At 66.8% G+C, this 23,920-nt stretch carries 22 protein-coding genes and 1 riboswitch; of the genes, 8 read left to right on the forward strand and 14 right to left on the reverse strand.

The window, feature by feature from the left end:
• The first annotated feature begins 30 nt into the window (after nucleotides 1-30).
• Entirely contained in the window at nucleotides 31-432 is a 402-nt protein-coding gene (locus AC1VNX_RS15225; protein WP_483157447.1) for a YgiW/YdeI family stress tolerance OB fold protein, read from the forward strand.
• A gap of 28 nt (nucleotides 433-460) precedes the next feature.
• Here AC1VNX_RS15225 and AC1VNX_RS15230 read toward each other — a convergent pair whose 3' ends face one another.
• The 11 genes from AC1VNX_RS15230 to ribD form a co-directional block, all read right to left on the reverse strand.
• Nucleotides 461-2,191 (reverse strand): peptidoglycan D,D-transpeptidase FtsI family protein, encoded by a 1,731-nt coding sequence (locus tag AC1VNX_RS15230; RefSeq protein ID WP_483157448.1) that lies wholly within the window; start codon nucleotides 2,189-2,191, stop codon nucleotides 461-463.
• 86 nt (nucleotides 2,192-2,277) lie between these two features.
• A complete protein-coding gene (gene tolA, locus AC1VNX_RS15235; protein WP_483157449.1) occupies nucleotides 2,278-3,195 on the reverse strand; it encodes a cell envelope integrity protein TolA in 918 nt (305 codons plus the stop codon).
• 3 nt (nucleotides 3,196-3,198) lie between these two features.
• Nucleotides 3,199-3,636: an ExbD/TolR family protein gene (locus AC1VNX_RS15240; RefSeq protein WP_483157450.1), complete on the reverse strand. Its 438-nt coding sequence runs from the start codon at nucleotides 3,634-3,636 to the stop codon at nucleotides 3,199-3,201.
• A gap of 15 nt (nucleotides 3,637-3,651) precedes the next feature.
• Entirely contained in the window at nucleotides 3,652-4,371 is a 720-nt protein-coding gene (gene tolQ / locus AC1VNX_RS15245) for a protein TolQ (RefSeq protein WP_301511031.1), read from the reverse strand.
• Entirely contained in the window at nucleotides 4,368-4,826 is a 459-nt protein-coding gene (gene ybgC / locus AC1VNX_RS15250) for a tol-pal system-associated acyl-CoA thioesterase (protein WP_483157451.1), read from the reverse strand. Before ybgC ends, tolQ begins: the two co-directional genes overlap by 4 nt.
• Nucleotides 4,823-6,019 carry a pyridoxal phosphate-dependent aminotransferase gene (locus tag AC1VNX_RS15255; RefSeq protein ID WP_483157452.1) on the reverse strand — a complete coding sequence of 399 codons (1,197 nt, stop codon included), beginning with the start codon at nucleotides 6,017-6,019 and terminating at the stop codon, nucleotides 4,823-4,825. The genes ybgC and AC1VNX_RS15255 overlap by 4 nt, the downstream gene beginning before the upstream one ends.
• Complete coding sequence (gene nusB, locus AC1VNX_RS15260) at nucleotides 6,016-6,546, reverse strand: transcription antitermination factor NusB (protein WP_483157453.1); 531 nt, start codon at nucleotides 6,544-6,546, stop codon at nucleotides 6,016-6,018. Before nusB ends, AC1VNX_RS15255 begins: the two co-directional genes overlap by 4 nt.
• The gene (gene ribH, locus AC1VNX_RS15265) at nucleotides 6,543-7,010 is read right to left on the reverse strand and encodes a 6,7-dimethyl-8-ribityllumazine synthase (protein ID WP_483157454.1); all 468 of its coding nucleotides are present in this window, start codon (nucleotides 7,008-7,010) and stop codon (nucleotides 6,543-6,545) included. Before ribH ends, nusB begins: the two co-directional genes overlap by 4 nt.
• Before the next feature lie 5 nt (nucleotides 7,011-7,015).
• Nucleotides 7,016-8,170: a bifunctional 3,4-dihydroxy-2-butanone-4-phosphate synthase/GTP cyclohydrolase II gene (gene ribBA, locus AC1VNX_RS15270; RefSeq protein WP_483157455.1), complete on the reverse strand. Its 1,155-nt coding sequence runs from the start codon at nucleotides 8,168-8,170 to the stop codon at nucleotides 7,016-7,018.
• Nucleotides 8,167-8,823, reverse strand: a complete 657-nt coding sequence (locus tag AC1VNX_RS15275) for a riboflavin synthase (protein WP_483157456.1) — start codon at nucleotides 8,821-8,823, stop codon at nucleotides 8,167-8,169. Before AC1VNX_RS15275 ends, ribBA begins: the two co-directional genes overlap by 4 nt.
• A 43-nt stretch (nucleotides 8,824-8,866) precedes the next feature.
• On the reverse strand, nucleotides 8,867-9,988 hold the full coding sequence (ribD, locus tag AC1VNX_RS15280; protein ID WP_483157457.1) for a bifunctional diaminohydroxyphosphoribosylaminopyrimidine deaminase/5-amino-6-(5-phosphoribosylamino)uracil reductase RibD: 1,122 nt from the start codon (nucleotides 9,986-9,988) through the stop codon (nucleotides 8,867-8,869).
• 206 nt (nucleotides 9,989-10,194) lie between these two features.
• Between ribD and AC1VNX_RS15285 the strand changes: the two genes are divergently transcribed.
• The 6 genes from AC1VNX_RS15285 to AC1VNX_RS15310 are packed head-to-tail and all read left to right on the forward strand — an operon-like array spanning nucleotide 10,195 to nucleotide 16,411.
• On the forward strand, nucleotides 10,195-10,698 hold the full coding sequence (locus AC1VNX_RS15285; RefSeq protein WP_483157458.1) for a GspH/FimT family pseudopilin: 504 nt from the start codon (nucleotides 10,195-10,197) through the stop codon (nucleotides 10,696-10,698).
• Nucleotides 10,695-11,237 carry a type IV pilus modification protein PilV gene (gene pilV / locus AC1VNX_RS15290; RefSeq protein WP_483157459.1) on the forward strand — a complete coding sequence of 181 codons (543 nt, stop codon included), beginning with the start codon at nucleotides 10,695-10,697 and terminating at the stop codon, nucleotides 11,235-11,237. Before AC1VNX_RS15285 ends, pilV begins: the two co-directional genes overlap by 4 nt.
• Complete coding sequence (locus AC1VNX_RS15295) at nucleotides 11,234-12,043, forward strand: PilW family protein (RefSeq protein ID WP_483157460.1); 810 nt, start codon at nucleotides 11,234-11,236, stop codon at nucleotides 12,041-12,043. Before pilV ends, AC1VNX_RS15295 begins: the two co-directional genes overlap by 4 nt.
• A gap of 2 nt (nucleotides 12,044-12,045) precedes the next feature.
• Nucleotides 12,046-12,747 (forward strand): pilus assembly PilX family protein, encoded by a 702-nt coding sequence (locus AC1VNX_RS15300; protein ID WP_483157461.1) that lies wholly within the window; start codon nucleotides 12,046-12,048, stop codon nucleotides 12,745-12,747.
• Between the two features lie 51 nt (nucleotides 12,748-12,798).
• Entirely contained in the window at nucleotides 12,799-15,939 is a 3,141-nt protein-coding gene (locus tag AC1VNX_RS15305) for a pilus assembly protein (RefSeq protein WP_483157462.1), read from the forward strand.
• 10 nt (nucleotides 15,940-15,949) lie between these two features.
• Nucleotides 15,950-16,411: a type IV pilin protein gene (locus AC1VNX_RS15310; protein WP_483157463.1), complete on the forward strand. Its 462-nt coding sequence runs from the start codon at nucleotides 15,950-15,952 to the stop codon at nucleotides 16,409-16,411.
• A gap of 54 nt (nucleotides 16,412-16,465) precedes the next feature.
• On the opposite strand, the gene nrdR is transcribed toward AC1VNX_RS15310, so the two are convergent.
• From nrdR to AC1VNX_RS15325, 3 genes are all read right to left on the reverse strand, one after another.
• Nucleotides 16,466-16,909, reverse strand: a complete 444-nt coding sequence (gene nrdR, locus AC1VNX_RS15315; protein WP_007836918.1) for a transcriptional regulator NrdR — start codon at nucleotides 16,907-16,909, stop codon at nucleotides 16,466-16,468.
• Between the two features lie 36 nt (nucleotides 16,910-16,945).
• Nucleotides 16,946-18,190: a serine hydroxymethyltransferase gene (gene glyA / locus AC1VNX_RS15320; RefSeq protein WP_483157464.1), complete on the reverse strand. Its 1,245-nt coding sequence runs from the start codon at nucleotides 18,188-18,190 to the stop codon at nucleotides 16,946-16,948.
• Nucleotides 18,191-18,231: 41 nt separating this feature from the next.
• Nucleotides 18,232-18,355: riboswitch (ZMP/ZTP riboswitch) on the reverse strand.
• A gap of 41 nt (nucleotides 18,356-18,396) precedes the next feature.
• Entirely contained in the window at nucleotides 18,397-19,233 is an 837-nt protein-coding gene (locus tag AC1VNX_RS15325; protein WP_483157465.1) for a lytic transglycosylase domain-containing protein, read from the reverse strand.
• Nucleotides 19,234-19,903: 670 nt separating this feature from the next.
• On the opposite strand from AC1VNX_RS15325, the gene AC1VNX_RS15330 reads away from it, so the two are divergent.
• Nucleotides 19,904-23,728 (forward strand): DUF748 domain-containing protein, encoded by a 3,825-nt coding sequence (locus AC1VNX_RS15330; RefSeq protein ID WP_483157466.1) that lies wholly within the window; start codon nucleotides 19,904-19,906, stop codon nucleotides 23,726-23,728.
• Nucleotides 23,729-23,920: the final 192 nt, after the last annotated feature.

A 23,920-nucleotide genomic window follows, 5' to 3' on the forward strand; every position in this document is an offset into this window, starting at 1 on the left:
TCAACCAAGAAGTTCAAGGAGGAACTCGTCATGAAGAAATCGTCCCTCGTCCTCGCGCTGGCTCTGGCATTGCCTATCGCCGCCTCGGCCCAGTACTCCGGCCCGAGCACCACCCCGCAGAACGCCGCTTCGGGCACGCCTTACGCCGGCCCGAGCACCGTGCCGACCATGACCGTCAAGCAGCTGATCGACACCGGCAAGGACGACCAGCACGTCACGCTGCGCGGCTTCATCGTGTCGCACGATGGCGGCGAGCACTACACCTTCGCGGACGACACCGGCCGCATCAAGGTGGAGATCGACGCCAAGCACTTCCCGCCGGGCGTGAAGATCGACGACAAGGTGCGCGTCGAGATCACGGGCGAGTTCGACAAGGACCTGATCGGCAGCAAGGTCGAAGTCGACGTGAAGCGCCTCAGCGTGCTGCGCTGAGCCTTGCCCTGAACCCGCCCCTTCCGGCTCAGTGCGCCATCGGCGTCACTGCGAGGTCGGGCACCACGTTCATGATGCGCAGCGTCTGCTGCACCACCTGGCTGAACACCGGCGCGGCCACGAGGCCGCCGAAGTACTTGCCGGCGCTGGGCTCGTCGACCATTACCGCGACGATGATGCGCGGCTTGTCGATGGGCGACATGCCCGTGTACCAGGCGCGGTACTTGTTGCTCGCGTAGCCCTTGCCGACCTGCTTGTGCGCGGTGCCGGTCTTGCCGCCCACCGAGTAGCCCACGGTCTGGGCCAGCGGCGCGGTGCCGCCGGGTGCGGCGGCCATGTGCATCATCTGGCGCACCTCGCTGGCCACCAGCGGCGAGAACACCCGCACGCCGGGCGGCTCCTCGCCGTGGTTCTTCAGCAGGCTGATGGGGATCACCTCACCGTCGTGCGCGAAGGCCGTGTAGGCATGCGCGATCTGGAAGAGCGACGCCGACAGGCCGTAGCCGTACGACATGGTGGCCTGCTCGATGGGGCGCCACGACTTCCACGGCCGCAGCCTGCCGGTCACCGCGCCGGGGAAGGGCGTCTGCGGCTTCTGGCCCAGGCCCACGGCGGTGAGCGAGTTCCACATTTCCTGCGCCGACATGCGCTGCGAGATCTTGGTGGCGCCCACGTTGCTCGACTTCTGGATCACGCCCTCGACCGTGAGCACGCCGAAGTTCTCGTCGTCGTGGATGGTTGCGCCCGAGACGGTGATGCGCCCCGGGTTGGTGTCGATGATGGTCTTGGGCGTGACCCGGCCCAGCTGCAGCGCGGTGGCGATGGTGATGGGCTTCATCGTCGAGCCGGGCTCGAACACGTCGGTCATCGCGCGGTTGCGCAGCTGCTCGCCAGTGAGGTTGCGGCGGTCGTTGGGGTCGTAGCTCGGGTAGTTGGCCATGGCCAGCAGCTCGCCGGTCTGCGCGTCGACCACCACCACGCTGCCAGCGCGCGCCTTGTTGGCGACCACTGCGTCGCGGATCTTCTCGTAGGCCACGAACTGCACCTGGTCGTCGATGCTCAGCTGGATGTCGTGGCCCGGCGTGGGCGGCACCTGGTCTTCGGTGTCTTCGATGATGTGGCCCAGCCGGTCTTTCAGCACGTGGCGCGAGCCGGCCTTGCCGGCCAGATCGTGGTCGAAGGCGAGCTCGATGCCCTCCTGGCCAATGTCCTCCACGTTGGTGAAGCCCGCCAGGTGCGCCGCCGCCTCGCCCTCGGGGTACTGGCGGCGGTAGTCGCGGCGCAGGTAGATGCCCTTGATGTTGAGTGCGGCCACCTGCCTGGCGATGGGCTCGTCGACCTGGCGCTTGATCCAGACGAAGCTCTTGTCCTCGTCCTCCAGCTTCTTGTCGAAGTCCTTCTGCGGCATGCCGAGCAGCTTCGCGGCCTGCTTGAGCTTCTCCAGCGTGGCGGGGTCGTCGCGCTCGATGTCCTCGGGAATGGCCCAGATGCTGGGGGCGGGAATGTCGGAGGCCAGGATCAGCCCGTGCCGGTCGAGGATGCGGCCCCGGTTGGCCGGCAGCTCCAGCGTGCGCTGGTAGCGCACCTCGCCCTGGTGCTGGAAGAAGTCGTTGGCGAAGATCTGGACGTAGGCGGCGCGTCCGGCCAGCAGCACGAAGCCGAAAGCGACGCTGGCCACGATGAACTTGCTGCGCCACACGGGAGTGGGGCTGGCGAGCAGGGGACTGCTGCCGTAGCGGATGCGGCCGTTGAGGGTCATGAGCCCCGATTATCGAGTTCCGGGTGACGTGAAAGTCACCCGGATGGGGCCCGTTTTCTTAGCTGCGCGTTAGGCGCAATCGGAAGTCAGCGCTTGGGTCGCAGCGTGACGATCAGCGACGGGAAGATGCGCCCGTCGGTGTCGCGCGGCAGCTTGTCGGTCTTGCGCAGGCCGCGCTCGGCGGCGTCGTCCCAGCCCGGCAGTCCGCTGGAGCGGCTGAGCTTGACCCCGACGATGGTGCCGTCGGGGGCGAGGCTCACCTCGAACTCGGCGGCGGGGTTGCCGTTCACGGTGTCGGCATCGGGGAAGGTGATGTTCGGGCGCACCGCGGCAGCGATGCGTCCGGCATAGCCGCTCGACGGTCCCGATGAACGCTGGGCCGTGCCCTTCGAATCATCGGCGCCGCTGGCCCCGGCAAGACCCTGCATCCGCTTCAGCGCGGCAGCGCGGTCGGCGGCTGCCTGCTTCGCGGCGGCCTCGGCCTTCTTCTGCTCGGCCAGCTTCGCATCGGCTTCCTGCTGCTTCTTCTGCTCGGCCAGCTTCTGCTGCTGTTCCTTCTTGCGCTGGGCTTCGTCCTCGGCGCGCTGCTTGGCTTCCAGCTCTTTCTTCTTCTGCTGTTGCTGGCGTTCGAGCTCGCGCTCCTGCTGTTCCTTCTGCTCCTTGAGCTTCTTCTCGCGCTCGAGGGCGATGTCGGGGGCTTTCGGTGCGGGAGCGGGCTCGGGTGCCTTCGCTGCCGGAGGCGGTGGCGGCGCGGGGGCGGGCGGCGGTGGCGCGGGAACCGGGGTGGGCGCCGGCGGTGCCTGCAGGCGGGGCGCCGCCTGCTGCACCGTGGACGACCACAGCTCCGCATCGACAGCGCCTTCGTCCGCATCGCTGCGCCAGCGCACGCCCCACGTCAGCGCCGCGATCAGCAGCCCGTGGGCGATGAGCGCCAGTACCAGTGCACGTCCGGTGCCGCGCTGCGGCGGCGGTGCGAACTCGGGGCGATCCAGTGCGAGCGACATGCCTTATTTGCCGCCCGTGGTCGTGACCGACAGGCCCACGCGCTCGATGCGATTCTTCTTGAGCTCGTTCATCGCCTTCACGACGGTCTCGTACTTCACCGACTTGTCGGCGCTGATGACCACAGGGCGCTGGTCGTCGCCACCCTGCGCCTGTTTTGCGGCCGAGCCGATCTGGGTCATGGGGATCGAGGTGCCGCCCGTGCCGGTGGACGGGTCCTTCTTGATCTGCACTTCGTCCTCGCTCTTGATGACGATCTCGATGGGCTTGTCGGGCTGTTTGCTGGCGCGGTCGACCGAGGGCAGGTTGATCACGCTCGGCGTGATGAGAGGAGCCGTGACCATGAAGATGATCAGCAGAACCAGCATCACGTCGATGAACGGGACCATGTTGATCTCGTTGATCGTCCGGCGGCCGCGGCCCCGGGATGAAACGGCGGGCATGCGCTGCGCCTCCGTTCAGCGGTTGGCCGGAGCCACCGACGACGCAACGCCCGCGTTCGGGTTGGCCGACAGGTTGCGCTGCAGGATGTTGGAGAACTCCTCGATGTAGGTCTCGAGGGCGATGGCGATCTTGTCGATCTCGCGGGCGAAGCGGTTGTAGCCCACGACCGCCGGAATGGCGGCGAAGAGGCCGATGGCGGTGGCCACCAGCGCCTCGGCGATGCCGGGGGCCACGGTGGCCAGCGTCACCTGCGCCAGTGCGGCCAGGCCGGTGAAGGCGTGCATGATGCCCCAGACCGTGCCGAACAGGCCGACGTACGGAGAGACGGAGCCGACGGTGGCCAGGAAGGAGAGGTTCTGCTCGGCTGCATCCAGCTCGCGCTGGAAGCTCGCGCGCATCGCGCGGCGGGCGCCGTCGAGCAGGGTGCCGGCGTCGGTGACGTGGCGCTCGCGCAGCTTCTGGTACTCGCGCATGCCCGAGGCGAAGATGCGCTCCATGGGGCCGGCGAACTTGGCGTTCTGCGCGGCCGAGGCGAACAGTTCGTTGAGGCTGGTGCCCGACCAGAACTCGCGCTCGAAGTCGTCGTTGAGGGCACGCATGCGCCGCAGTGCGAAGTACTTGCGGATGATCGCGGCCCAGCTTGCGATCGAGACGATCACCAGCAGCAGCACGACCAGTTGAACCACGAAGCTCGCATGGAGCAGGAGATTGATGATGGAGAGGTCTTGGTTCATGGCTTGAAAGTTTGAGTCATGGAGCCGCTGTAGCGCTCTAGGGTTCCCGTCACCTGTTTCGGGATGCGTGCGGGCCGCAGCGTGGCGGCGTCCACCCATCCGATGCGGATCGTGCCTTCGCACAGCAAGACGGGTGCCGGGGCTCCTGTTCGCTCTTGCTCTGTTTTTGATAGCACGCGCTGACCGATTATCAACGACGCCGTGCCCAATTGTTGAAGATCGGCTGTAACGAGCAGTTCGTCGTCCAGCCGCGAGGGCTGATGGTATTTGAGCTGCGTTTCGCTCACCACGAACTGGCCGCCCGTTTCCTCGCGCAGCTTGCGCTGTTCGACGCCCAAAGAGCGCAGCCACTCGGTGCGGCCGCGCTCCATGAACTTCAGGTAGTTGGCGTAGAACACGATGCCGCCGGCGTCGGTGTCTTCCCAGTAGACGCGGATCGGAAACGCGTAGCTCATCGGTCCCCGTTCTCTGCCATCGCCCGCAGGCGCTCGATGGATTCCTGCAGGTGCGCCATCGAGCTGGCGGTAGAGAAGCGGACGAACTTCGCGGTCTCGGCGGTGCCGAAGTCGCGACCGGGCGTGACGGCGACGTGCGCGCGCTTCATGGTCTCGAAGGCGAAGTCCCAGCTGCCCGAGATGCCGAGCTTTTCGGCGAAGGCGGTGCAGTCGGCCCAGGCATAGAAGGCGCCGTCGGGCACCACGGGCACGTTCAGGCCCAGCGCGTTCAGCTGCGGAATGAACCAGTCGCGGCGCGCTTTGAACTCGGCGCGGCGGCGCTCGTACTCGGCGATGCTCTCGTCCTCGAAGCAGGCCAGCGCCGCGTACTGCGACACCGTGCTCGCGCAGATGAAGAGGTTCTGCGCCAGCCGCTCGACCACGGGCACCAGCACTTCGGGCACCACCAGCCAGCCGAGGCGCCATCCGGTCATGTTGAAGTACTTGCTGAAGCTGTTGATGCTGATGACGTTCTCGTCGATGGCCAGCGCCGTCTGCCCGAAGGCATCGTCGTAGGAGAGGCCGAGGTAGATCTCGTCGATCAGCGTGATGCCGCCGCGCTTCGACACCGTTTCATGGATGCGGCGCAGCTCGTCGGGCGCGATGGAGGTGCCCGTCGGGTTCGAAGGCGATGCCAGCAGCACGCCGCGCGTCCTGTCCGTCCAGGCGGCCTCGACCTTGGCGGCCGTGAGCTGGAAGCGCTCCTCGGCCGTGGTCGGAATCAGCACCGCCTTGCCCTCGGCAGCGCTCACGAAGTGGCGGTTGCACGGATAGCTCGGGTCGGGCATCAGGATCTCGTCGCCGGATTCGATCAGCGCGAGGCAGGCAAGCTGCAGGGCGGCCGAAGCTCCGGCAGTGACGACGATGCGGCGGGCCGGCACGTCGACGTTGAAGCGCTGGCGGTACCAGGCGCTGATGCGCTCGCGCAGATGGTCGAGGCCGGTTGCCTGCGTGTACTGCGTGGCGCCGGCACGCACCGCGCGGGCGGCCGCTTCCTGTACCAGCGGCGGGGCGGTGAAGTCGGGCTCGCCGATGTTCAGGAAGATCATCGGCCGGTCGGTGTGGGCGACCTCGCGGGCCAGCACGCCGGCCGCCTTGGCCACTTCCATCACATAGAAGGGCTCGATGCGCTGCGCGCGCGTCGAGATCCTCATGCCCGGGCTTTCCCCGAAGCGCGGTCGGCTTCCACTTCCAGCGGACGCAACTGCGGCGCCAGCCCGTTGAGCACCGCATTCACATACTTGTGGCCGTCGGTGCCGCCGAACTCCTTGGCGAGCTCGATGCACTCGTTGAGCACCACGCGCCACGGTACGTCGGGGCAGTTCTGGAATTCGTAGACGCCGATCCACATCACGGCGTGCTCGATGGGCGAGATTTCCTCGAACTTGCGATCCAGCAGCGGGCGGATCAGCGCGTCGAGCTGCTCGGCGCCTTCGATCGAGCCGTGCAGCAGCGCGTCGTAGTGCAGTGCGTCGGCCTTGTGGAAGCCCGCGAGATCGCGTGTGAAGTGGTCGATGTCAGTCGGGTCGTTGCGGCCCACCAGGTGCTGGTAGAGCGCCTGCAGCGCGAACTCGCGCGCGCGGGTGCGGTTCGACTTGGCCGAGGCCTTGCGCGCGCCGGTGCTGGTGAGTCCGACGCGCGATTGCCGTGGCTTGGTTGGCTTGGAGGTGTCTTCGGTCATGAAAGCGTGGCCAGCAGTTGCGCCATCTCGACAGCCACGCGGGCGGCGTCGCGGCCCTTGTCGGTCTGGCGGGCGACGGCCTGCTCGAGGTTTTCGGTGGTGAGGATCGCGTTGGCGATGGGCAGGCGGTAGTCGAGAGCCACGCGGCTCACGCTGGCGCCCGATTCGTTGGCCACGAGTTCGAAGTGGTAGGTTTCGCCGCGGATGATGCAGCCCAGCGCCACCAGCGCGTGGTAGCCGCCGCGCTCGGCGAGCGCCTGCAGCGCCACGGGCACTTCGAGCGCGCCCGGCACCTGCAGGTGATGGATGTCATTGGCGGCCACGCCCAGCGCCTCGAGTTCCGAGAGGCAGGCCGAGGCCAGCGCGTCGGTGATGTCGGCGTTGAAGCGTGCCTGCACGATACCGATGCGCAGGCCCTTTCCGTTGAGCAGCTTTGCGTCCGCTCCCTTGTTTGCACCTTGCATGGTTTTCAGTCTTTCGTGAGGTAGCCGGCAATTTCGAGGCCGTAGCCCGCCGCCATGCTGGGCATGCGCCGCGGCGTACCCAGCAGGTTCATCTTGTGCACGCCGCATTCGCGCAAGATTTGCGCGCCGATGCCGTAGCTGCGCAGGTCCATGCGGCCGCGCTCGGGTGCCTGCGCGGGGCGCGCGGTGCCGTCGAACTGCGCGAGCAGCTCGCCCGCGGTTTCGCCGCAGTTCAGCAGCACGGCCACGCCCTTGCCCTCGTTCGCGATGTGCGAGAGGCTGGCGTCCAGGCTCCAGGAGTGCAGCGAGCGGTTGATTTCGAGCGCGTCGAGCACCGACAGAGGCTCGTGCACGCGCACCGACACGGTTTCGTCGGGCGACCACTTGCCACGCACCAGCGCGAGGTGCACGCCATGGCTGGGCTTGTCGAGGAAGGCGTGTGCGGTGAAGGCGCCCCAGTTGGTCTGGATCTCGCGGCAGCCGACTTTTTCGACCAGCGATTCGACGCGGCTGCGGTGCTCGATGAGCGCGGCGATGGTGCCGATCTTCAGGCCGTGCTCGGCCGCGAAGATCTGCAGGTCGGGCAGGCGGGCCATGGTGCCGTCTTCGTTCATCACCTCGCAGATCACCGAGGCGGGCGAGCAGCCGGCCATGGCGGCGAGGTCGCAGCCGGCTTCGGTATGGCCGGCGCGCATCAGCACGCCGCCATCCACCGCCTGCAGCGGGAAGATGTGGCCGGGCTGCACCAGGTCGGCGGCCACGGCGTTGGGTGCCACGGCGGCCTGCACGGTGCGGGCGCGGTCGGCGGCCGAGATGCCGGTGGTCACGCCCTCGGCCGCCTCGATGGAGACGGTGAAGGCCGTGGAGTGCTTGGCGCCGTTGCGCTGGACCATCGGCGGCAGCTGCAGCCGCTCGCACATCTCGCGCGATAGCGTGAGGCAGATCAGGCCGCGCGCATGGCGTGCCATGAAGTTGATCGCCTCGGGCGTGATGTGGTCGGCCGCGATGACGATGTCGCCCTCGTTCTCGCGGTCTTCCTCGTCGACCAGGATCACCATGCGGCCGGCGGCGAGCTCGGCCACGATCTCCTCGACCGAAGAGATCGGGGCTGGTGCGCGCGCGGCGCGGGGGGCGCCGATCGGCGTGACGGAAGCGTTCATTTGGAAGTGTCCTTGGATGGAGTCGGTGTGAGCACGCCCGCCTGAAGCATGCGCTCCACGTAGCGCGCCACGGTGTCGATTTCGAGATTGACCTTCGAGCCGGCCTTCAGGCCGCCGAGGGAAGTGTTTTCGACGGTGTGCGGGATCAGGTTGATGCTGATCTCGGCGCCATCGGCGATATCGCTCACGCTGTTGACCGTGAGGCTCACGCCGTTGACGGTGATCGAGCCCTTGTAGGCGAGGAAGCGGGCCAGCGCTGGCGGTGCCACCACCCGCAGTTCCCAGCTTTCGCCGATGGGCTCGAAGAAGCTCACGGTGCCGATGCCGTCCACATGGCCCGACACGATGTGGCCGCCGAGACGATCGCTGGCGCGCAGGGCCTTTTCGAGGTTGATGCGGCTGCCCTCGTCGGTCAGGCCCGCGGTCTTGTCGAGGGACTCGGCGGAAATGTCGATGGTGAACTGCTGTCGCTCGGGAGCGAGCGTGGTGACGGTCATGCAGGCGCCGTTGAGCGCGATGCTGTCGCCAAGGCCCACATCATCGAGATACCCGTCGGGCACCGCAATGCTGAGTCTTTTGCCAAAGGAGGAGGTGGTGCCGAGGTCGTGGATGGCGGCGATGCGCCCCACGCCGGTGATGATTCCGGTGAACATCCCGGCATTTTCGCAGAGAACGAGAGGGGCTTCGGGCTAAACGTCAGAAGGTGTCCCTTCCGGCGACTCGGGCCACGATGCGCAGATCGGGCCCGATCTGCTCGAAGCCGCGGAATTCGAGGGAGAGGGCGCCCGTCAATTCGGTCAATGCGCCGCCGACGTGGATGCCCGAGGCGATATCCAGCCCGTCGCCGATCAATTTCGGCGCCAGGTAGATCAACAGCTCGTCGACCAGCCCTTCGCGCAGCAGCGAGCCATTGAGCTTGTGCCCGGCTTCGACGTGCAATTCGTTGACCTCGCGGCGGGCGAGATCCTTCAGCATCGCGGCGAGGTCGACCTTGCCCTGCGCATTCGGCAAAGAGGTGATGGTTGCACCGCGCGCCTCCAGCGCGGCGGCCTTCTGTTCGTCCTGCCTGGCGGCGTAGATCCAGATCGCGCGGCCGGGCATGAAGAGCTTCGCAGCCGGGGGCGTCTGCAGCTGGCTGTCGATCACCACGACGCGCGGCTGGCGGGTGGTCTGCACCAGCCGCACGTCGAGGCGCGGGTCGTCTTCCAGCACCGTGCCCACGCCGGTCAGCACTGCGCTGGCGCGAGCCCGCCAGGCATGGCCGTCGGTGCGCGCCGGCTCGGAGGTGATCCACTGGCTCACGCCGTTGCGCAGGCCGGTCTTGCCGTCCAGCGAGGCCGCCGCCTTGAGCCGCACCCACGGCGTCTTGCGCACCATCCGGCTGAAGAAGCCGAGGTTGAGCTCCCGAGCCTCATCAGCTCCCGGTCCGACCTCGACCGCCACGCCCGCGGCACGCAGCCGCTCGAAGCCCTGGCCCGAAACCAGCGGGTTGGGATCGGCCATCGCCGCCACGACCCGGCCGATGCCGGCCGCGACCAGGGCATCGCAGCACGGGCCTGTACGGCCGTGATGCGAACAGGGCTCCAGCGTGACCCAGGCCGTCGCGCCGGCGACCGAATTGCCTTGCGCCGCCGCATCGCGCAGCGCCATCACCTCTGCATGCGGACCGCCGACCTGCTGGGTGTGGCCCTTGCCGATCACGGTGCCGTCGGGCGCCACCAGCACGCAGCCGACGCGGGGGTTCGGATCGGTTTCCGGGCCGGCCTGGCGCGCGAGATCCAGGGCCTGAATCATGAAATTCGGATTTTCTTTTGTCATTCTTTTGTTAAATCAATTGCCTTGCAAATGTCAATTTCGAAATCCATCGAAAACAATTCGCCGCCAATCCATTTGTTTTGACCGCCTGTCGCGCAATTGGCTTATTGGCCGGCCAGCGGCAAATCGGATAAATAGAATTCGCGCCCATCGAAATCAGGGAGGAGCGCCCGTCCGGCACACAGGTGCAAGGCGGCGGGCGGCACGATATGGACAACAACGGATTCTGCGCGTCCGAACGAGGCTTCACGCTCATCGAGATGATGGTCGTGATCGTACTGATGGCCGTGATGCTGGGACTGGCGCTGCCGAGTTTCAGCGGCCTCATCGAACGGTATCGGGTCGAAGCCATGGCCAAGGCGTTGATGGCGAGCATCAGCGATGCCCGCGCCGAGGCGGCTCGCCGAGGGGTGAAGGTGACCATGCAGCAGCGAGCGGGGTGCCAGGGCCGGGACTGGAGCTGCGGCTGGGAGACTCAGGTCGGAAGCGGCGACGCCGCCGAAATCCTCAAGCGCCAGGACCCCGACGGCCGTGTCTCCATCGAGAAGGGTGCGGCTGGCGCCATGTCGTTCGACCCCATGGGCCACTCGACTGGCGGGGGGCGTTTTCGCCTTCGCCCGGCCGACAGCGCGGATTCATCCAAGATCGTCGCGGTATGCCTTTCGCTCGGAGGGCGCATGCGGCTGGTGAAGGCGGACGGCGCATGCTCATGAAGCGCCTTCGCGTTCGCCGGGTGGGGCAGGTGCAGCGGGGCTTCTCGATGATCGAGGCGCTCGTCGCGCTGCTCGTGCTATCGCTGGGCCTGCTGGCGCTGGCCGGCTTCCAGGTTCGCGTGCTGGTCGACAGCGTCGGCGCGAGCAACCAGAACCTCGCGATGCAACTCGCCGGCGACATGGCCGATCGCATCCGCGCCAATCCCGCAGCAGCGGCGACGACGCCCAGCAAGTACGTGACAGACTGGTCGGCCGCAGCAGCCAGCGGCCCCAAGCCGTCCTGCGAGGGAGCCAGGGCTGCATGCAATGCCGCCGAACTGGCGGCGCACGATATCTGGGGCTGGAAGCGCGCGGTAGCTGCTGCCTTGCCCGGCGGGGTGGCCGACGTGAAGGCCAGCGCGACGGCGGGCGGCATGCTGTTCTTGCATGTCGCCTGGGACGAGCCGGCGGTGCTCAACCCCATCGCACCCGACCCGGACTGGCAGTGCCCCACGGGCAAGGCCTGCCTCGAAGTCGCCGTCGCGGTGCCGCAGCCATGAAGCGCCGAACGCCATCCGGCTTCACGCTGGTCGAGTTCCTCGTCGCGCTGGTCGTTGGCATGCTGATCGTGCTGGCCGCGATCGCGGCCATGCTCGGCACGCGCAGCACCGCCATGACCGGCGACGACGTCAACACGCTCAACCAGTCCTCGGCGCTGGCTTTCAGGCTGCTGGGCCAGCAGATACGGCAGGCCGGCTACATCCCCATCGATCCCACCGAGCCGCTCTACTACTTCAACACCAGCGCCGGCCGGGACACCAACCTGACAGACGAGCCCGCCTTCTTCGCGATCAAGGGCGTGGAGTCCGAGAGCGGCTCCGGCAACGACAAGCTGAAGCTGGGCTACGCGCCGAACCCCGACTATTTCAAGGACTGCCTGGGTCAGGAGCCAGGGCGGTCTTCGGGCGGCGAATACGACCGTACCGCCCCCGGAGCGCAGGGCAACGCGCGGCCCATCACCAGCGAGTTCTATGTGTCGAACTACACGCTCAGGTGCCAGGGAAGCGGCAACGCGATTCCGCAGCCGGTCATCGACGGCGTGGAGCGTTTCGACGTCATGTACGGGGTCAGCGCCATGTCCGGAAGCCGGCAGGTGGTGCGCTACGTGAAGGCCGACGACGTCGATGAGGGCTTTCGCGACGTCCGGACGGTACGCATCTGCCTGCAGCTCGCGGGCACCTCGAGGAGCAACCCTGCAGGCAGCTACGTCGACTGCGACGGGGTCTCGAAGACGAGCGGCGACGGCAAGCTGCGGCGTGTCTACACGGCAGTGTTCTCGCTGCGAAACGACCTGGGGGCGTTGTGAGCATGGCAAGAGGCACGGTCGGCGCCCGCAGGCTGGCCGGCGAACTGCCGGCGCAGCATGGCTTCACGCTGTTCATCGTGATGATCATGCTGCTGCTTACGGCCCTGCTGCTGATCGGCGGTGCGCGCACCGCGGTGCTTCTCGAGTCGATGGCGGGCAACCAGCGCGAATACCAGCGCGCCTTCGAGGCTGCCGAGGCAGCGCTGCTGGATGCTGAGCGCGACATCCGGCAAATGGCCTTCGATTCCGCGAGCAAGACCTACGTGGCGTGTTCGGCACTCGCCACGGCGCGCTGCCGCAAGGCAGAAGACGGCCGCGTCTTTCCCGACCGGGATACGGGCTGGGTCACCGCCTACATGAACGCCGGCCCCAACAGCTGCGAGCGGGGCATCTGCTATTTCTCCGAACCCGATTCGGTCGCCGCGGCCGACGGCAGCGAGGCCTACCGCTTCTGGCGCGGCGATGCCTACAAGGCCAAGTCCGCCAGGTACGGCGAGTTCACCGGAGCGCCCAAGGCCAGCAGTCCGGCGCTGGCCGGTGCCAGGTACTGGATCGAGGTGATCGACCGACGGAACAGCAAATACCCGCTGTATCGCATCACGGCGACTGCCACGGGAGCGCGCAGCGGCAACGGCAAAGGGGATGCGACGAAGGTCGAGCTGCAGGTGTCCTTCGATCCGGACCCGGTCTCCGGGGTGAACTGAATATTGGGAGAGAAAGAGATGAGGATCAGGAAGCTGCCAGGACGCGCCGTCGTGTCCAGCCTGGTGTTGGCACAGACCTTCGTGCACGCCGCGCAGTATCCGCTGGCGCAGGTGCCGCGAAATTCCGCGGTCGCGGAGCCGGCGCCGAACGTGATCGTTTCCGTCGACAACTCCGGAAGCATGTACGGCAGCGGCATGGCTGCCCTGCAGGCTGCTCTCAGGGAGAACTTCTCGGAGGCCAATATTCCCGATCACCGCATCCGCCTCGCCTGGCAGGCGCTGAACGACGATCGCAGCGATCGCAACTGCGCTGCATTCAGAAGCGCCGCGCTTCCTTGCAGGATCGGCGGACGCGTCAACGCAAACCTGATGCGTTCGCTGGACCGGACGCACCGCGCCAATTTCATGGCCTGGGTCAACGCCATCCAGGCGACGGGAGGCACGCCTCTTCACGAAATGATGGCCCGTGCGGGCGAGTACATGCAGACCACTGGCCAGCACAGCCCCTTCTCGGATGATCCGGGTGTGGCCGGAGCCTCGCAATCGGGTTGCCGGAGGTCGTTCCACATCTTCATGACGGATGGCGACTATTCGCCGCCGTCGGGATTGGAGAGCTTCATGCCCATCGTCACCAACGAAGATGGCTTGTACCGCTGGCTGCCCGACGGTGCCCTCTACGCGCCGCGCGCACCCTATGCCGACAGCTTCGGGAGTATGAAGCGTCCGACGCTCGCCGACTTGACCTTCGAGTACTGGGCCCGCGACCTGCAGCCAGGCGTGCCGAACAACCTGAGGAAGATCATTGCCGAGCCGGGCGACGTGACAGTAGGGCGCGCCAAGGTTCCCGAGTACTGGAATCCCAAGAATGATCCGGCCACCTGGCAGCACCTGACGACCCACTTCATCGGATTCGGCGCTGCGGGTGACTGGTGGTCGCGACCGAAAATCTCGACGACTGCATTGAACCCCACCTACAGCGGAGACTATGCCGGCGTTGTCGATGGCTCGATCCAATGGCAGGATCCATTCAGAGGCAATGCACGCATGGACCTCTGGCATGCCGCCCTGAACAGCCGTGGCACCTTTACGCCGGCTTCCAATGCCAAAGCGCTGAGCAGTGCCTTCAAATCCATCCTTGGACAGGTCCTGGTCAACACCGGCACCCCGCTGACCTCCATTTCCGCCAGCGCTTCCCGAGTCTCGACGGGCACTTCCGTCTATCAGGCCGGCTACGACACGGCCGACTGGTCCGGCAGACTCAGCGCCACGAAGTTCGGCGCCGACGGCAGGCTCGCTGCCAAAGCCGACTGGTCGGCGCGCGACCTGCTCGATACCCGCATGGCAAGCACTGGCGCACACGACCGGGACCGCGTTGTGCTCAGCTTCTCCGGCACCACGGCTGCGTCTGCGGACCGCGCAGCGACCACCGGCGCGGGCGTGCCGTTCAGGTGGGCCGACTTGAGCGACGCGCAGAGGGCCGCGCTCAAGGCCAGCACCGACACCGACACCGAGAGCACCGCCCTCGGCCGGGCCGTGCTCGACTTCCTGCGCGGCGATCGCAGCAACGAGGGCGCCGGCCGCCAGTTCCGCAAGCGCGGCCATGTGCTCGGCGACATCGTGGGCTCCAGCGTCTGGTACGAGGGACAGCCCAAGAGCGGCTTCACCGGCGAGGCCTATGCGGCGTTCGCTGCCATCTCCCGCGCGCCGATGCTCTACGTCGGCGCCAACGACGGCATGCTGCATGCGTTCAACGCGAGCACCGGCAAGGAGGCGTTCGCCTACGTGCCCGAAGGCCTCTACGGCACAGCGGCGGCACCGAATCTCAAGCGGCTCAGCGAAGGCGGCTACACCCACCGGTACTACGTCGACGGCAGTGCCTTCGTCGCCGACATCTACATGGGGCCGACATCCTCGGCCAAGACGACCGACGAGCAGAAGGCGGCGAACTGGAAATCTTTGCTGGTGGGCACGCTGGGCGCGGGTGGCAAGGGCTACTTCGTGCTCGACGTCACCAGGCCCGAGAGCGTCGACGAGCGCAAGGCCGCCAGCGTCGCGCTGATCGACACGACCGCGCTTGCGGACGACGACCTGGGCCATCAGTTCCAGCAGCCCGCGCTCGATTCCTTCTCGGGGCGGGCGCTGCAGGTCGCCCGGTTGAGCAACGACCGAAAGGCCCTGATCCTGGGCAACGGCTACAACAGCAAGAGCGAGAAGGCGGTGCTGTGGATCCAGTATCTCGATGGCGACAAGGAGATCCTCAAGATTCCCGCCCCGGCCGCGCAGGCGAAAAACACGAGCAACGGCCTGTCCGCGCCACGTCCGGTGGACCACGACGGCGACGGCAAGGTCGACCTCGTCTACGCCGGCGACCTGCTCGGCAACCTCTGGAAGTTCGACCTCAGCAGCACCGACAGCCGCCGGTGGAAAGCCACCATGGGGCCCTTCGACAAGCGCCGCGCGGCCGGTTCGGAATCTGCCTCCGGCCTCGACGACAAGCCGTTGTTCGCGGCAGGCGCCAGCCAGCCGATCACGGCGGCGCCCGTCGTGGTCGGGCACCCCCGTGGGGGCTACATGGTGGTGTTCGGTACCGGACGGCTGTTCGCCTCGGGCGACGAAGGCTCGACAGCGGACCAATACCTTTACGGCATCCGGGACCCGGCCAACGGAAGCTCGGGCACCGCGGCCCTCACCGACCTGGTGGCGCAGACCATTGGGGACACCCCTGTCCGCGAAGGCGATGCCGAACTGCGCACCGTCTCCCGCAATGGCGTCAGCTTCGGCGGTTCGCAGGCCCGGCGCGGCTGGCATCTGAAGCTGCCGACGGCGGGCGAGCGCATCGTCTATCCCGGCGACGTCTTGGGCAGCGGCCTCGGCCTGTTCTCGACAACCATCCCCGGCTCGAGCAGCAACTCGGTCGACTGCACAGCCGGCACGGGCGACGACGGGTGGTCGCTGCTGATCGACTTCTTCAGTGGTTCCGCGCCGGCAGGCATTTCGTACACCACATCCGGTGCTGTGGGCGCCTATGCGGGGTTCAGGAACCGCTCCGGCAGGGACGACCTCGTCCTGCAGCCGCAGAACCGGGAGAAGGGCAAGGAGGTGATCTGCAATGCCGCCGGCGACTGCAAGTCACCCTCCCGGCCGGACATCGTGCGCCGGTTCGGCTGGCGCAGCCTCATCTCGGGCAACTGAAACGCAAACCATGAACCACAATTCCAGAGCACAAGCCCGCCGGCAGGCTCGTTCGCGCGGCTTCACGTTGATCGAACTCATGATCGTGACGGCGGTGATCGGCATCCTCGCCGCCATTGCGTATCCCAGCTACACGCGCTATGTGCTGCGGGCCAAGCGCGCCGACGCGAAGCAGCAATTGCTGCAGGCGGCGCAATGGAACGAGCGCTACCTGACGGTCAACGGCAGGTATCCGCCCAGCAGCGTCGCGCTGCCGGCCGGGCTGAAGCAGTCGCCGTCGTCCGGCTCGGCCAGCTACGACATCGGCTATGTCGACAGGAGCGAGACCAGCTACACCTTGAAGGCCGTACCGCAGGGCGCGTCAGCCGCAGACGAGTGCGGAACGCTCACGGTGAACCATCAGGGAGTCAAGCTGGCCGCAGGACGGACGAGCGCCTCGGATTCACAGGTGCAACTCTGCTGGACCCGCTGAGGGCCGGCGGGAGAAGGAGCCCCGAGGGAACTGAGGGAAAGGCGGCAGCGCAAATCAGATGTCGCGCAGCAGCTGCCTGAATTCGTCCACGTCCTCGAAGCTGCGGTACACCGAGGCGAAGCGAACGTAGGCGACCTTGTCGAGCTTCTTGAGTTCGCGCATGACGAGCTCGCCGACCTTGGTCGAGTCGATTTCGCGCAGGCCGCTGGCCAGCAGCTTCTGCTCGATGCGCAGCAGGGCGTTGTCGATCTGCTCGATGCTCACCGGGCGCTTGCGCAGCGCCAGCATCATGGAGGCGCGCACCTTGGTCGAGTCGAAGTCGGCGCGGCTGCCGTCCTTCTTCACGACCACGGGAAAGTTGACGTCGGGCCGCTCGTAGGTGGTGAAGCGCTTGTCGCAGGCGCTGCACTGGCGGCGCCTGCGGACGAAGTCGGCGTCTTCGGAAACGCGGGTCTCGACGACCTGCGTTTCAAGATGGCCGCAAAAAGGGCATTTCATGCGGCCAGGGCTTCTTTTTCTCTGCTGCCCAGGAAATCAGCGGTAGACAGGGAAGCGGCTCGTCAGGGCGTGGACCTTGGCGCGCACGGCGTCGATGTTCGCCGCGTCGCGCGGGTTCTCGAGCACGTCTGCAACCAGGTTCGCGGTGATGCGGGCCTCTTCGTCCTTGAAGCCGCGTGTGGTCATGGCGGGGGTGCCGATGCGCACGCCGCTGGTGACCATCGGCTTTTCCGGGTCGTTGGGGATCGCGTTCTTGTTGATCGTCATGTGGGCGCTGCCCAGCACGGCTTCGGCTTCCTTGCCGGTGATGCCCTTGGCGCGCAGGTCGACCAGCATCACGTGGCTTTCGGTGCGTCCGCTCACGATGCGCAGGCCGCGCTGGGTGAGGGTCTCGGCCACGATCTGGGCGTTCTTGACCACCTGCTGCTGGTAGGCCTTGAACTCGGGCGACATGGCTTCCTTGAACGCGACGGCCTTGGCGGCGATCACGTGCATCAGCGGGCCGCCTTGCAGGCCCGGGAAGATTGCGCTGTTGATGGCCTTCTCGTGCTGCGACTTCATCAGGATGATGCCGCCGCGCGGGCCGCGCAGGCTCTTGTGGGTGGTGGAGGTGACGATGTCGGCGTGCGGCACCGGGTTGGGGTACACGCCTGCAGCCACGAGGCCGGCATAGTGGGCGATGTCGACCATGAAGATCGCGCCGACGTCCTTGGCGACCTTGGCGAAGCGTTCGAAATCGATGCGCAGCGAATAGGCGGAGGCGCCCGCGATGATCAGCTTGGGCATGTGCTCATGCGCCTTGCGCTCCATCGCGTCGTAGTCGATCTCTTCCTTGTCGTTCAGGCCGTAGCTCACGACGTTGAACCATTTGCCGCTCATATTGAGAGGCATGCCGTGGGTCAGGTGGCCGCCTTCGGCCAGGCTCATGCCCATGATGGTGTCGCCGGGCTTGAGGAAGGCGAGCATCACGGCTTCGTTGGCCGATGCGCCGCAATGCGGCTGCACGTTGGCGGCGTCGGCGCCGAAGATCTGCTTGACGCGGTCGATGGCCAGCTGCTCGGCCACGTCGACGTGCTCGCAGCCGCCGTAGTAGCGCTTGCCCGGATAGCCTTCGGCGTATTTATTAGTGAGCTGCGAGCCCTGGGCGGCCATGACGGCCGGCGAGGCGTAGTTTTCGCTGGCGATCAGCTCGATGTGGTGTTCCTGGCGTGCGTTTTCGGCTTGAATCGCGGCCCAGATTTCGGGGTCGGTCTGTTCGACCAGGATATTGCGTTGGTACATGGCAGTCCTTTGAAGACGAGGTCCTTGTTCTTCAACCAAACAAGGGCTGCCCAGGCGAACGGCTGAACGCCTGTATGACCAGGCGGTACGCTTCCCAGTGGTATTCCACGTCAGCGCGTGGCACCTTGCAGGGTGCTGCGCCTATCGCCAGTCGCGTACCGGGCGAGTGTAGCTCAGGAGGCTGTACCCGCGCGGCGAAAACTCCTTCAGGAAACGGAGGAGAGCAAGGCCACCTTGGCCGGCTCGCTGCCTTCCTCGCGCTTGGCGGGAGGCGCTGCCACCGGGATCGGCTGCGGACGCACGGTCGGCGTGATGGTCGAGGGCGCGCGGCCGTTGGCGACCTGCAGCAGGCGCTCGTGCTCGGCCATCACCTTGGCGGCATAGCCGCCGTCGTCCTCGAGGTTGGCCGCGCCCACGTAGTAGCGCAGGCCGCCTTCGAGGGAGCCGGCGCGGGCGATGCATTCCTGCAGCACCTTCACGCCGACGCGCATGTTGGTCACGGGGTCGAAGGCGGTGAGCGTGCCGCCCGCGCTTTCGTATTTGTCGCCGTGCACGCGGGTCATGACCTGCATCAGGCCCTGGGCGCCGACCTGGCTCTGGGCGAAGGGATTGAAGCTGGATTCGACGGCCATGATCGCGAGGATCAGGGTCGGGTCGATCTTCGTGCGCTTGCCGATGCCATAGGCCTCGGCCACCAGCACGCTCAGCGGCTCGGCGGCCACGCGGTACTTCTTGCTCAGCCAGTAGGCCACGGCTGCCTGCTGCTTGGGCAGGTCGGCGGGGCTCGCGGCCGTCGTGCGCTCGATGGCGGTCGGCTCGAGGTCGGTGGCTTCGGGCGCGGGCTTGCGCGACTGCAGCCAGCCCATCAGTTCCTCTTCGCCGGTCTTGCGCAGGTCGGGTCGCGCCACCAGGGCGAGAGCCGCGAACACGATGGCCAGACCGACCAGTGCAAACCCGTTGTGGGTGATTTCAAAAAAGCCGTCTGCCACGTCGGACACGAAGGTCCGCAGCCCTCGGGCCGTGACATCAAACGCCTTGTTCATCGCTCTTCCTTTCTGTGCGGCACCCGATTCGCAACGCCATCGAAGGCGAGGGATGAGGGCAGCGGCGCTTGGATTGGTACGAATCAGGCTCCGCGCATGGAGTGAAGGGTTGGTTGGGAGCGCGGCGGCCTGATCAAGCCGGGGGAATTCGGCAGCGGATTCAGGTGGCCCCTCTGCGTCGGGCAGTCAGGGCAGCGCGGATTCTAGCGTGGCTAAATACCCGGTCAAGCATAAGAATTTGTTTTCTTATGCTAATAGTTGTTTAAAAAGTTGGCTCCCACAGAGGTGTTTCGGCTTACGGGAAATCCCTTTGTAAAACACGTTTGCAATCGGAGGGAGCGACGCCTAATCTGAACGGGCCTGGCTTTTCAGGCGTTCTTCCGAGGCCCGGGCAACCCGAGGTGCAAGTCAAGGGTTCAGCGGTCGAGGATCCACGGTGGCAATCTCTTGCTGCCAGCACGGCAGGAACCATTGACTTCCGGTCGCGCGAATCGATGGCATGGGTTTTGTGCCCGCCATCAAGCCCGGTGACAAGACATTCCGTCGACTCACCGGGCTTTCTTCATTTGGGAAACCCTGCGAAGACCTTTCTCCGGTATTTCTTCCGGCGATGGGCGTGCGTCCTTTCTGCGTACGCAGCGTTGGCGCATGTTTGCGGCACACTCCAGCGATGGACGTAGCTTCGATCAAACAGAACAAATGGGTGCGACGTGGGATCGTCGCTTTGCTGGCGCTGTTGGCCTTCTGGGTCATTGCCTGGCTTGCAGTACCGCCGATCGCCAAGAGCCAGCTCCAGAAGATCGCGAGCGAGAAGCTCGGCCGCCAGGTCACCGTCGGCAAGATCGACTTCAAGCCCTGGACCCTCGAACTCACGCTGAACGACCTGCGCATCGCCACCGCCGACGGCAGCAAGCCGCAAGTGGCGGTCAACCGCATCTACGCAGACGCCGAGCTGCAATCGATCTTCCGCCTCGCTCCGGTGATCGACGCCGTCACCGTCGACGGCCCGGCCATCCTGCTCACGCACCAGGCCGACGGCAAGTACGACATCGACGACATCCTGGCCAAGCTCTCGGCCGGGCCGCCGCCCGACCCGAACGCCAAGCCCGCGCGCTTCGCCATCTACAACATCGCGATCAATGGCGGCTCGGTCGACTTCGATGACCAGACCGTCAAGCGCAAGCACGAACTGCGCGACTTCGTGCTCAAGGTGCCTTTCCTGAGCAATCTCGATTCCAAGCGCGACATCAACACCGAGCCCAAGCTCGCCTTCGCGCTCAACGGCAGCAAGTTCGACTCGGCCGCCTTCACCACGCCCTTCGCCGACAGCCGCAAGACCGACGCCCATGTTCAGTTCAAGGGGCTCGACCTGGCGCCGTACCTCGGCTACATCCCCGGGGGTCTGCCGGTGAAGCTGCAGGCGGGCAGCCTCGATGCCGACCTGAAGATCGCCTTCGAGCAGGCGGCCACCACCGGCCTGAAGATCACCGGCACGGTCGAGGCCCACGCCACCAAGGTGGCCGACGCGCGCGGCCGCGACCTGCTGGCCTTCGAGTCGCTCAAGCTGGGGCTGGCCGATGTGCGCCCGCTGGAGTCGGCGTTCCACCTCAGCGAGGTCGCACTGGCCAATCCGCAACTGGCGGTGGCGCGTGACGCGGCCGGCAAGCTCAACCTGCTGGCCACCGACCCGGCCACCGGCGTCGCGGAAAAAGTCGCCACGCCGCCCGCCGCGGCAGCGAGCGCACCTGCCGCAGCCGGCAAGCCGGCGCAGAAACCGGTGCTCAAGGTGCAGGTCGACAAGGTCGCGCTGAGCGGCGGGCGCATCGGCTGGCGCGACGAGACTGTCAATCCGGCCGCCGCCGTCGACGTCACCGATCTCGGCATCGACGTCTCGGGCGTCACCTGGCCGATGGAAAAGCCGGCCGAGTTCAGCGGCAGCACGGCCGTTGCCGGCGCCTCGCTCAAATTCAAGGGCAACGCCACCGACAAGGTGGCTGACGTGCAGACCGAGGTCGACGCGCTGCCGCTGTCGCTGGCCGCCCCCTACCTGGCGCAGAGCCTGGAGCCCACGCTCGACGGCAAGCTCAGCGGCCAGATCGACATCGCCTGGGCCCAGCCCGACTTGAAGTTCAGGGCACGCCGGGTATCCGCCGATGGCCTGGCGCTGACCCAGGGCAAGACCGCGCTGGCCAGCGCCGGTCGCTTCGAGCTGGTCGACGCCGAAGCCGACATGACGAAGCACACGCTGAACGTGGCCTCGTTCACCGCCACCAACCCCAAGATCCGCGTGGAGCGCGACAGCGAGAAGCGCTGGATGTTCGAGCGCTGGCTCAAGACGCCGGCCGGCGGCGGCACCAGGGAGGCCGAAGCCAAGGTTGCCGCGCCCAAGCCCGCTGCCGCCGAGACGCCGCAGCCCGGCGCCAACACCAAGCCCTGGGCGCTGACCGTCGGCACGCTGGCGGTCGACAACGGCGCGCTCTCTTATTCAGACAAGGCCGGCGCAACGCCTGTGACGGTCGAGGTCACGGCCTTCAAGCTGCACGCCCAGAAGCTCGCACCTGAAACCAATACGACCTCGCCGCTGGAGGTCTCGGGCCGCATCGGCTCCGGGCGTTCCGACCCGGGCCGCTTCGACTACAAGGGCAACATCGTCCTCAAGCCGCTGGCGGCCGAGGGCAAGGTGGAGATCGCGTCCTTCCCGGCGCACGCCTTCAAGGCCTACTACGCCGACGCGCTCAACGTCGACATCCGCCGCGCCTTCGCGAGCTATCGCGGCACGGTGCGCTACGCGACTTCGCCGGCGGGCATGAGTGTCAAGCTGGCCGGCGATACCGCGCTCGACGACTTCCGCGCCAACAGCGTCTCGCTGACCCAGTCGCCCGGCTTCGACCGCAACAACAACCAGCTCCTGAGCTGGAAGACGCTGAGCCTGCGCGGCCTGCAGGTGAGCATGGCGCCCAACGCGCCGCCGAATGTGGACGTGAGCGAAACCACGCTGACCGACTTCTTCGCCCGCGTGATCGTCGACCCCACCGGCCGGCTCAACCTGCTGAGCCTGACCAAGAAGGGCGAGGCCGAAGCGAATGCGGCAGCGGCTGCCGCCGGCGAAGCCAACACCCGCAAGAGCCCGGGCGGCACGACCACCACGACCGCCAAGGCCTCGGCGCCGAAGGCCGCCGGCGGCAGGCCGACGTCGGCCGAGGAAATGGTCGGCGCGGCGCCGGAGCCCGCCAAGCCGGTGGCAGCGGCAGCCGTCGCGCCGGCAGCACAGGCCGACGCCGGACCGGCGCCGGTCATCAACTTCGGCCCGATGAGCCTGGTCAACGGCAAGATCGACTTCACCGACCTGTTCGTCAAGCCCAACTACTCGGCGGACCTCAGCGAGCTGACCGGCAAGCTCAGTTCGTTCTCGTCGAATCCGCCCAAGGGCGAGAGCGGCCGGCCCGCGCTGGCTGACCTCGAGCTGCGCGGCAAGGCTCAGCAGACGGCGGCGCTCGAAATCACCGGCAAGCTCAACCCGCTGGCCAAGCCGCTCGAGCTCGACATCACCGCCAAGATGCGCGACCTCGACCTGGCGCCGCTGTCGCCGTACTCGGTGCGCTACGCCGGCCATGGCATCGAGCGCGGCAAGATGAGCATGGACGTCAACTACAAGGTCGCGCCCGATGGCCAGCTCACCGCCACCAACAAGCTGGTGCTCAACCAGCTGCAGTTCGGCGACGAGGTGGCCGGTTCCACCAACAGCCTGCCGGTGAAGCTGGCCGTGGCGCTGCTGGCCGACCGCAACGGCGTGATCGACGTCGATCTGCCGCTCAGCGGCTCGCTCAACGACCCGCAGTTCAGCGTCGGCCCGCTGATCTGGAAGGCGGTGGTCAACCTGGTCGTCAAGGCCGTGACGGCGCCGTTCAGCCTGCTCACCGGCGGCCTGGGCGGCGGCAGCGGCGAATCGAGCGCCATCACTTTCGAGCCCGGCAGCTCCGAACTCGGCGCTTCCGCCAAGGAAAGCCTGGACAAGGTCGCCAAGGCGCTGACCGACCGGCCCTCGCTGCAGATGACGGTGATCGGCACCTCCAGCCTCGAGAAGGAGCGTGACGCCTATCAACGCCAGCGCGTGCGCCAGCTCGCCTACGCCGAGAAGCGTCGCGTCGCAGTGCGCGGCGGCCAGACGGGTACCGATATTCCACCCGTCACCGACGCCGAATACCCCGAGCTGCTGACCGCCGTGTACAAGCGCGCCGACATCACCAAGCCGCGCAACATGGTCGGCCTCGCCAAGGACCTGCCGCTGCAGGACATGGAAAAGCTGCTGTTCGCCAGCGTGCCGGTCGACGAGGAATCGATGCGCCAGCTGGCCGTCGAGCGCGGCGCTGCCGTGCGCGACTACCTGCTCGCGAAGAAGCTGCCGAGCGAGCGGCTCTTCCTGGGCGCGGTGCGCACCAGCGCCAGCGGCAATGACTGGAAGCCGGGCGCAGAGCTCAGCCTGACCATGAAATGAGCTGAACAGGCACGGCGCGGCAGCCGGATTCGCCGCGCCGACTTGGTTTTTTCCATGGGCTTGCTATATATGTAGTCCGTCAGCTTCCCCACCCACGACCCCCTGGAGCACCGCCGTTTCATCACGGAATTCAGTGACCGGCCGCAAGTGGGTGAAAATGTCGATGTGCGCCGGCCTTTGCCGGCGCCTTCG

The sequence above is a fragment of the Variovorax sp. TLI9-5A genome, assembly GCF_056867935.1.

What these genes read in the sequence shown, in the direction of transcription:
- AC1VNX_RS15285 (WP_483157458.1), top strand. Translation starts at nt 10,195, where the DNA reads ATGGACAACAACGGATTCTGCGCGTCCGAACGAGGCTTCACGCTCATC.
- AC1VNX_RS15325 (WP_483157465.1), bottom strand. Translation starts at nt 19,233, where the DNA reads ATGAACAAGGCGTTTGATGTCACGGCCCGAGGGCTGCGGACCTTCGTG.
- ybgC (WP_483157451.1), bottom strand. Translation starts at nt 4,826, where the DNA reads ATGAGCTACGCGTTTCCGATCCGCGTCTACTGGGAAGACACCGACGCC.
- AC1VNX_RS15230 (WP_483157448.1), bottom strand. Translation starts at nt 2,191, where the DNA reads ATGACCCTCAACGGCCGCATCCGCTACGGCAGCAGTCCCCTGCTCGCC.
- glyA (WP_483157464.1), bottom strand. Translation starts at nt 18,190, where the DNA reads ATGTACCAACGCAATATCCTGGTCGAACAGACCGACCCCGAAATCTGG.
- nrdR (WP_007836918.1), bottom strand. Translation starts at nt 16,909, where the DNA reads ATGAAATGCCCTTTTTGCGGCCATCTTGAAACGCAGGTCGTCGAGACC.
- AC1VNX_RS15295 (WP_483157460.1), top strand. Translation starts at nt 11,234, where the DNA reads ATGAAGCGCCGAACGCCATCCGGCTTCACGCTGGTCGAGTTCCTCGTC.
- nusB (WP_483157453.1), bottom strand. Translation starts at nt 6,546, where the DNA reads ATGACCGAAGACACCTCCAAGCCAACCAAGCCACGGCAATCGCGCGTC.
- tolA (WP_483157449.1), bottom strand. Translation starts at nt 3,195, where the DNA reads ATGTCGCTCGCACTGGATCGCCCCGAGTTCGCACCGCCGCCGCAGCGC.
- AC1VNX_RS15330 (WP_483157466.1), top strand. Translation starts at nt 19,904, where the DNA reads ATGGACGTAGCTTCGATCAAACAGAACAAATGGGTGCGACGTGGGATC.
- ribD (WP_483157457.1), bottom strand. Translation starts at nt 9,988, where the DNA reads ATGACAAAAGAAAATCCGAATTTCATGATTCAGGCCCTGGATCTCGCG.
- AC1VNX_RS15275 (WP_483157456.1), bottom strand. Translation starts at nt 8,823, where the DNA reads ATGTTCACCGGAATCATCACCGGCGTGGGGCGCATCGCCGCCATCCAC.
- ribBA (WP_483157455.1), bottom strand. Translation starts at nt 8,170, where the DNA reads ATGAACGCTTCCGTCACGCCGATCGGCGCCCCCCGCGCCGCGCGCGCA.
- AC1VNX_RS15240 (WP_483157450.1), bottom strand. Translation starts at nt 3,636, where the DNA reads ATGCCCGCCGTTTCATCCCGGGGCCGCGGCCGCCGGACGATCAACGAG.
- ribH (WP_483157454.1), bottom strand. Translation starts at nt 7,010, where the DNA reads ATGCAAGGTGCAAACAAGGGAGCGGACGCAAAGCTGCTCAACGGAAAG.
- AC1VNX_RS15255 (WP_483157452.1), bottom strand. Translation starts at nt 6,019, where the DNA reads ATGAGGATCTCGACGCGCGCGCAGCGCATCGAGCCCTTCTATGTGATG.
- AC1VNX_RS15300 (WP_483157461.1), top strand. Translation starts at nt 12,046, where the DNA reads ATGGCAAGAGGCACGGTCGGCGCCCGCAGGCTGGCCGGCGAACTGCCG.
- tolQ (WP_301511031.1), bottom strand. Translation starts at nt 4,371, where the DNA reads ATGAACCAAGACCTCTCCATCATCAATCTCCTGCTCCATGCGAGCTTC.
- AC1VNX_RS15225 (WP_483157447.1), top strand. Translation starts at nt 31, where the DNA reads ATGAAGAAATCGTCCCTCGTCCTCGCGCTGGCTCTGGCATTGCCTATC.
- AC1VNX_RS15310 (WP_483157463.1), top strand. Translation starts at nt 15,950, where the DNA reads ATGAACCACAATTCCAGAGCACAAGCCCGCCGGCAGGCTCGTTCGCGC.
- pilV (WP_483157459.1), top strand. Translation starts at nt 10,695, where the DNA reads ATGAAGCGCCTTCGCGTTCGCCGGGTGGGGCAGGTGCAGCGGGGCTTC.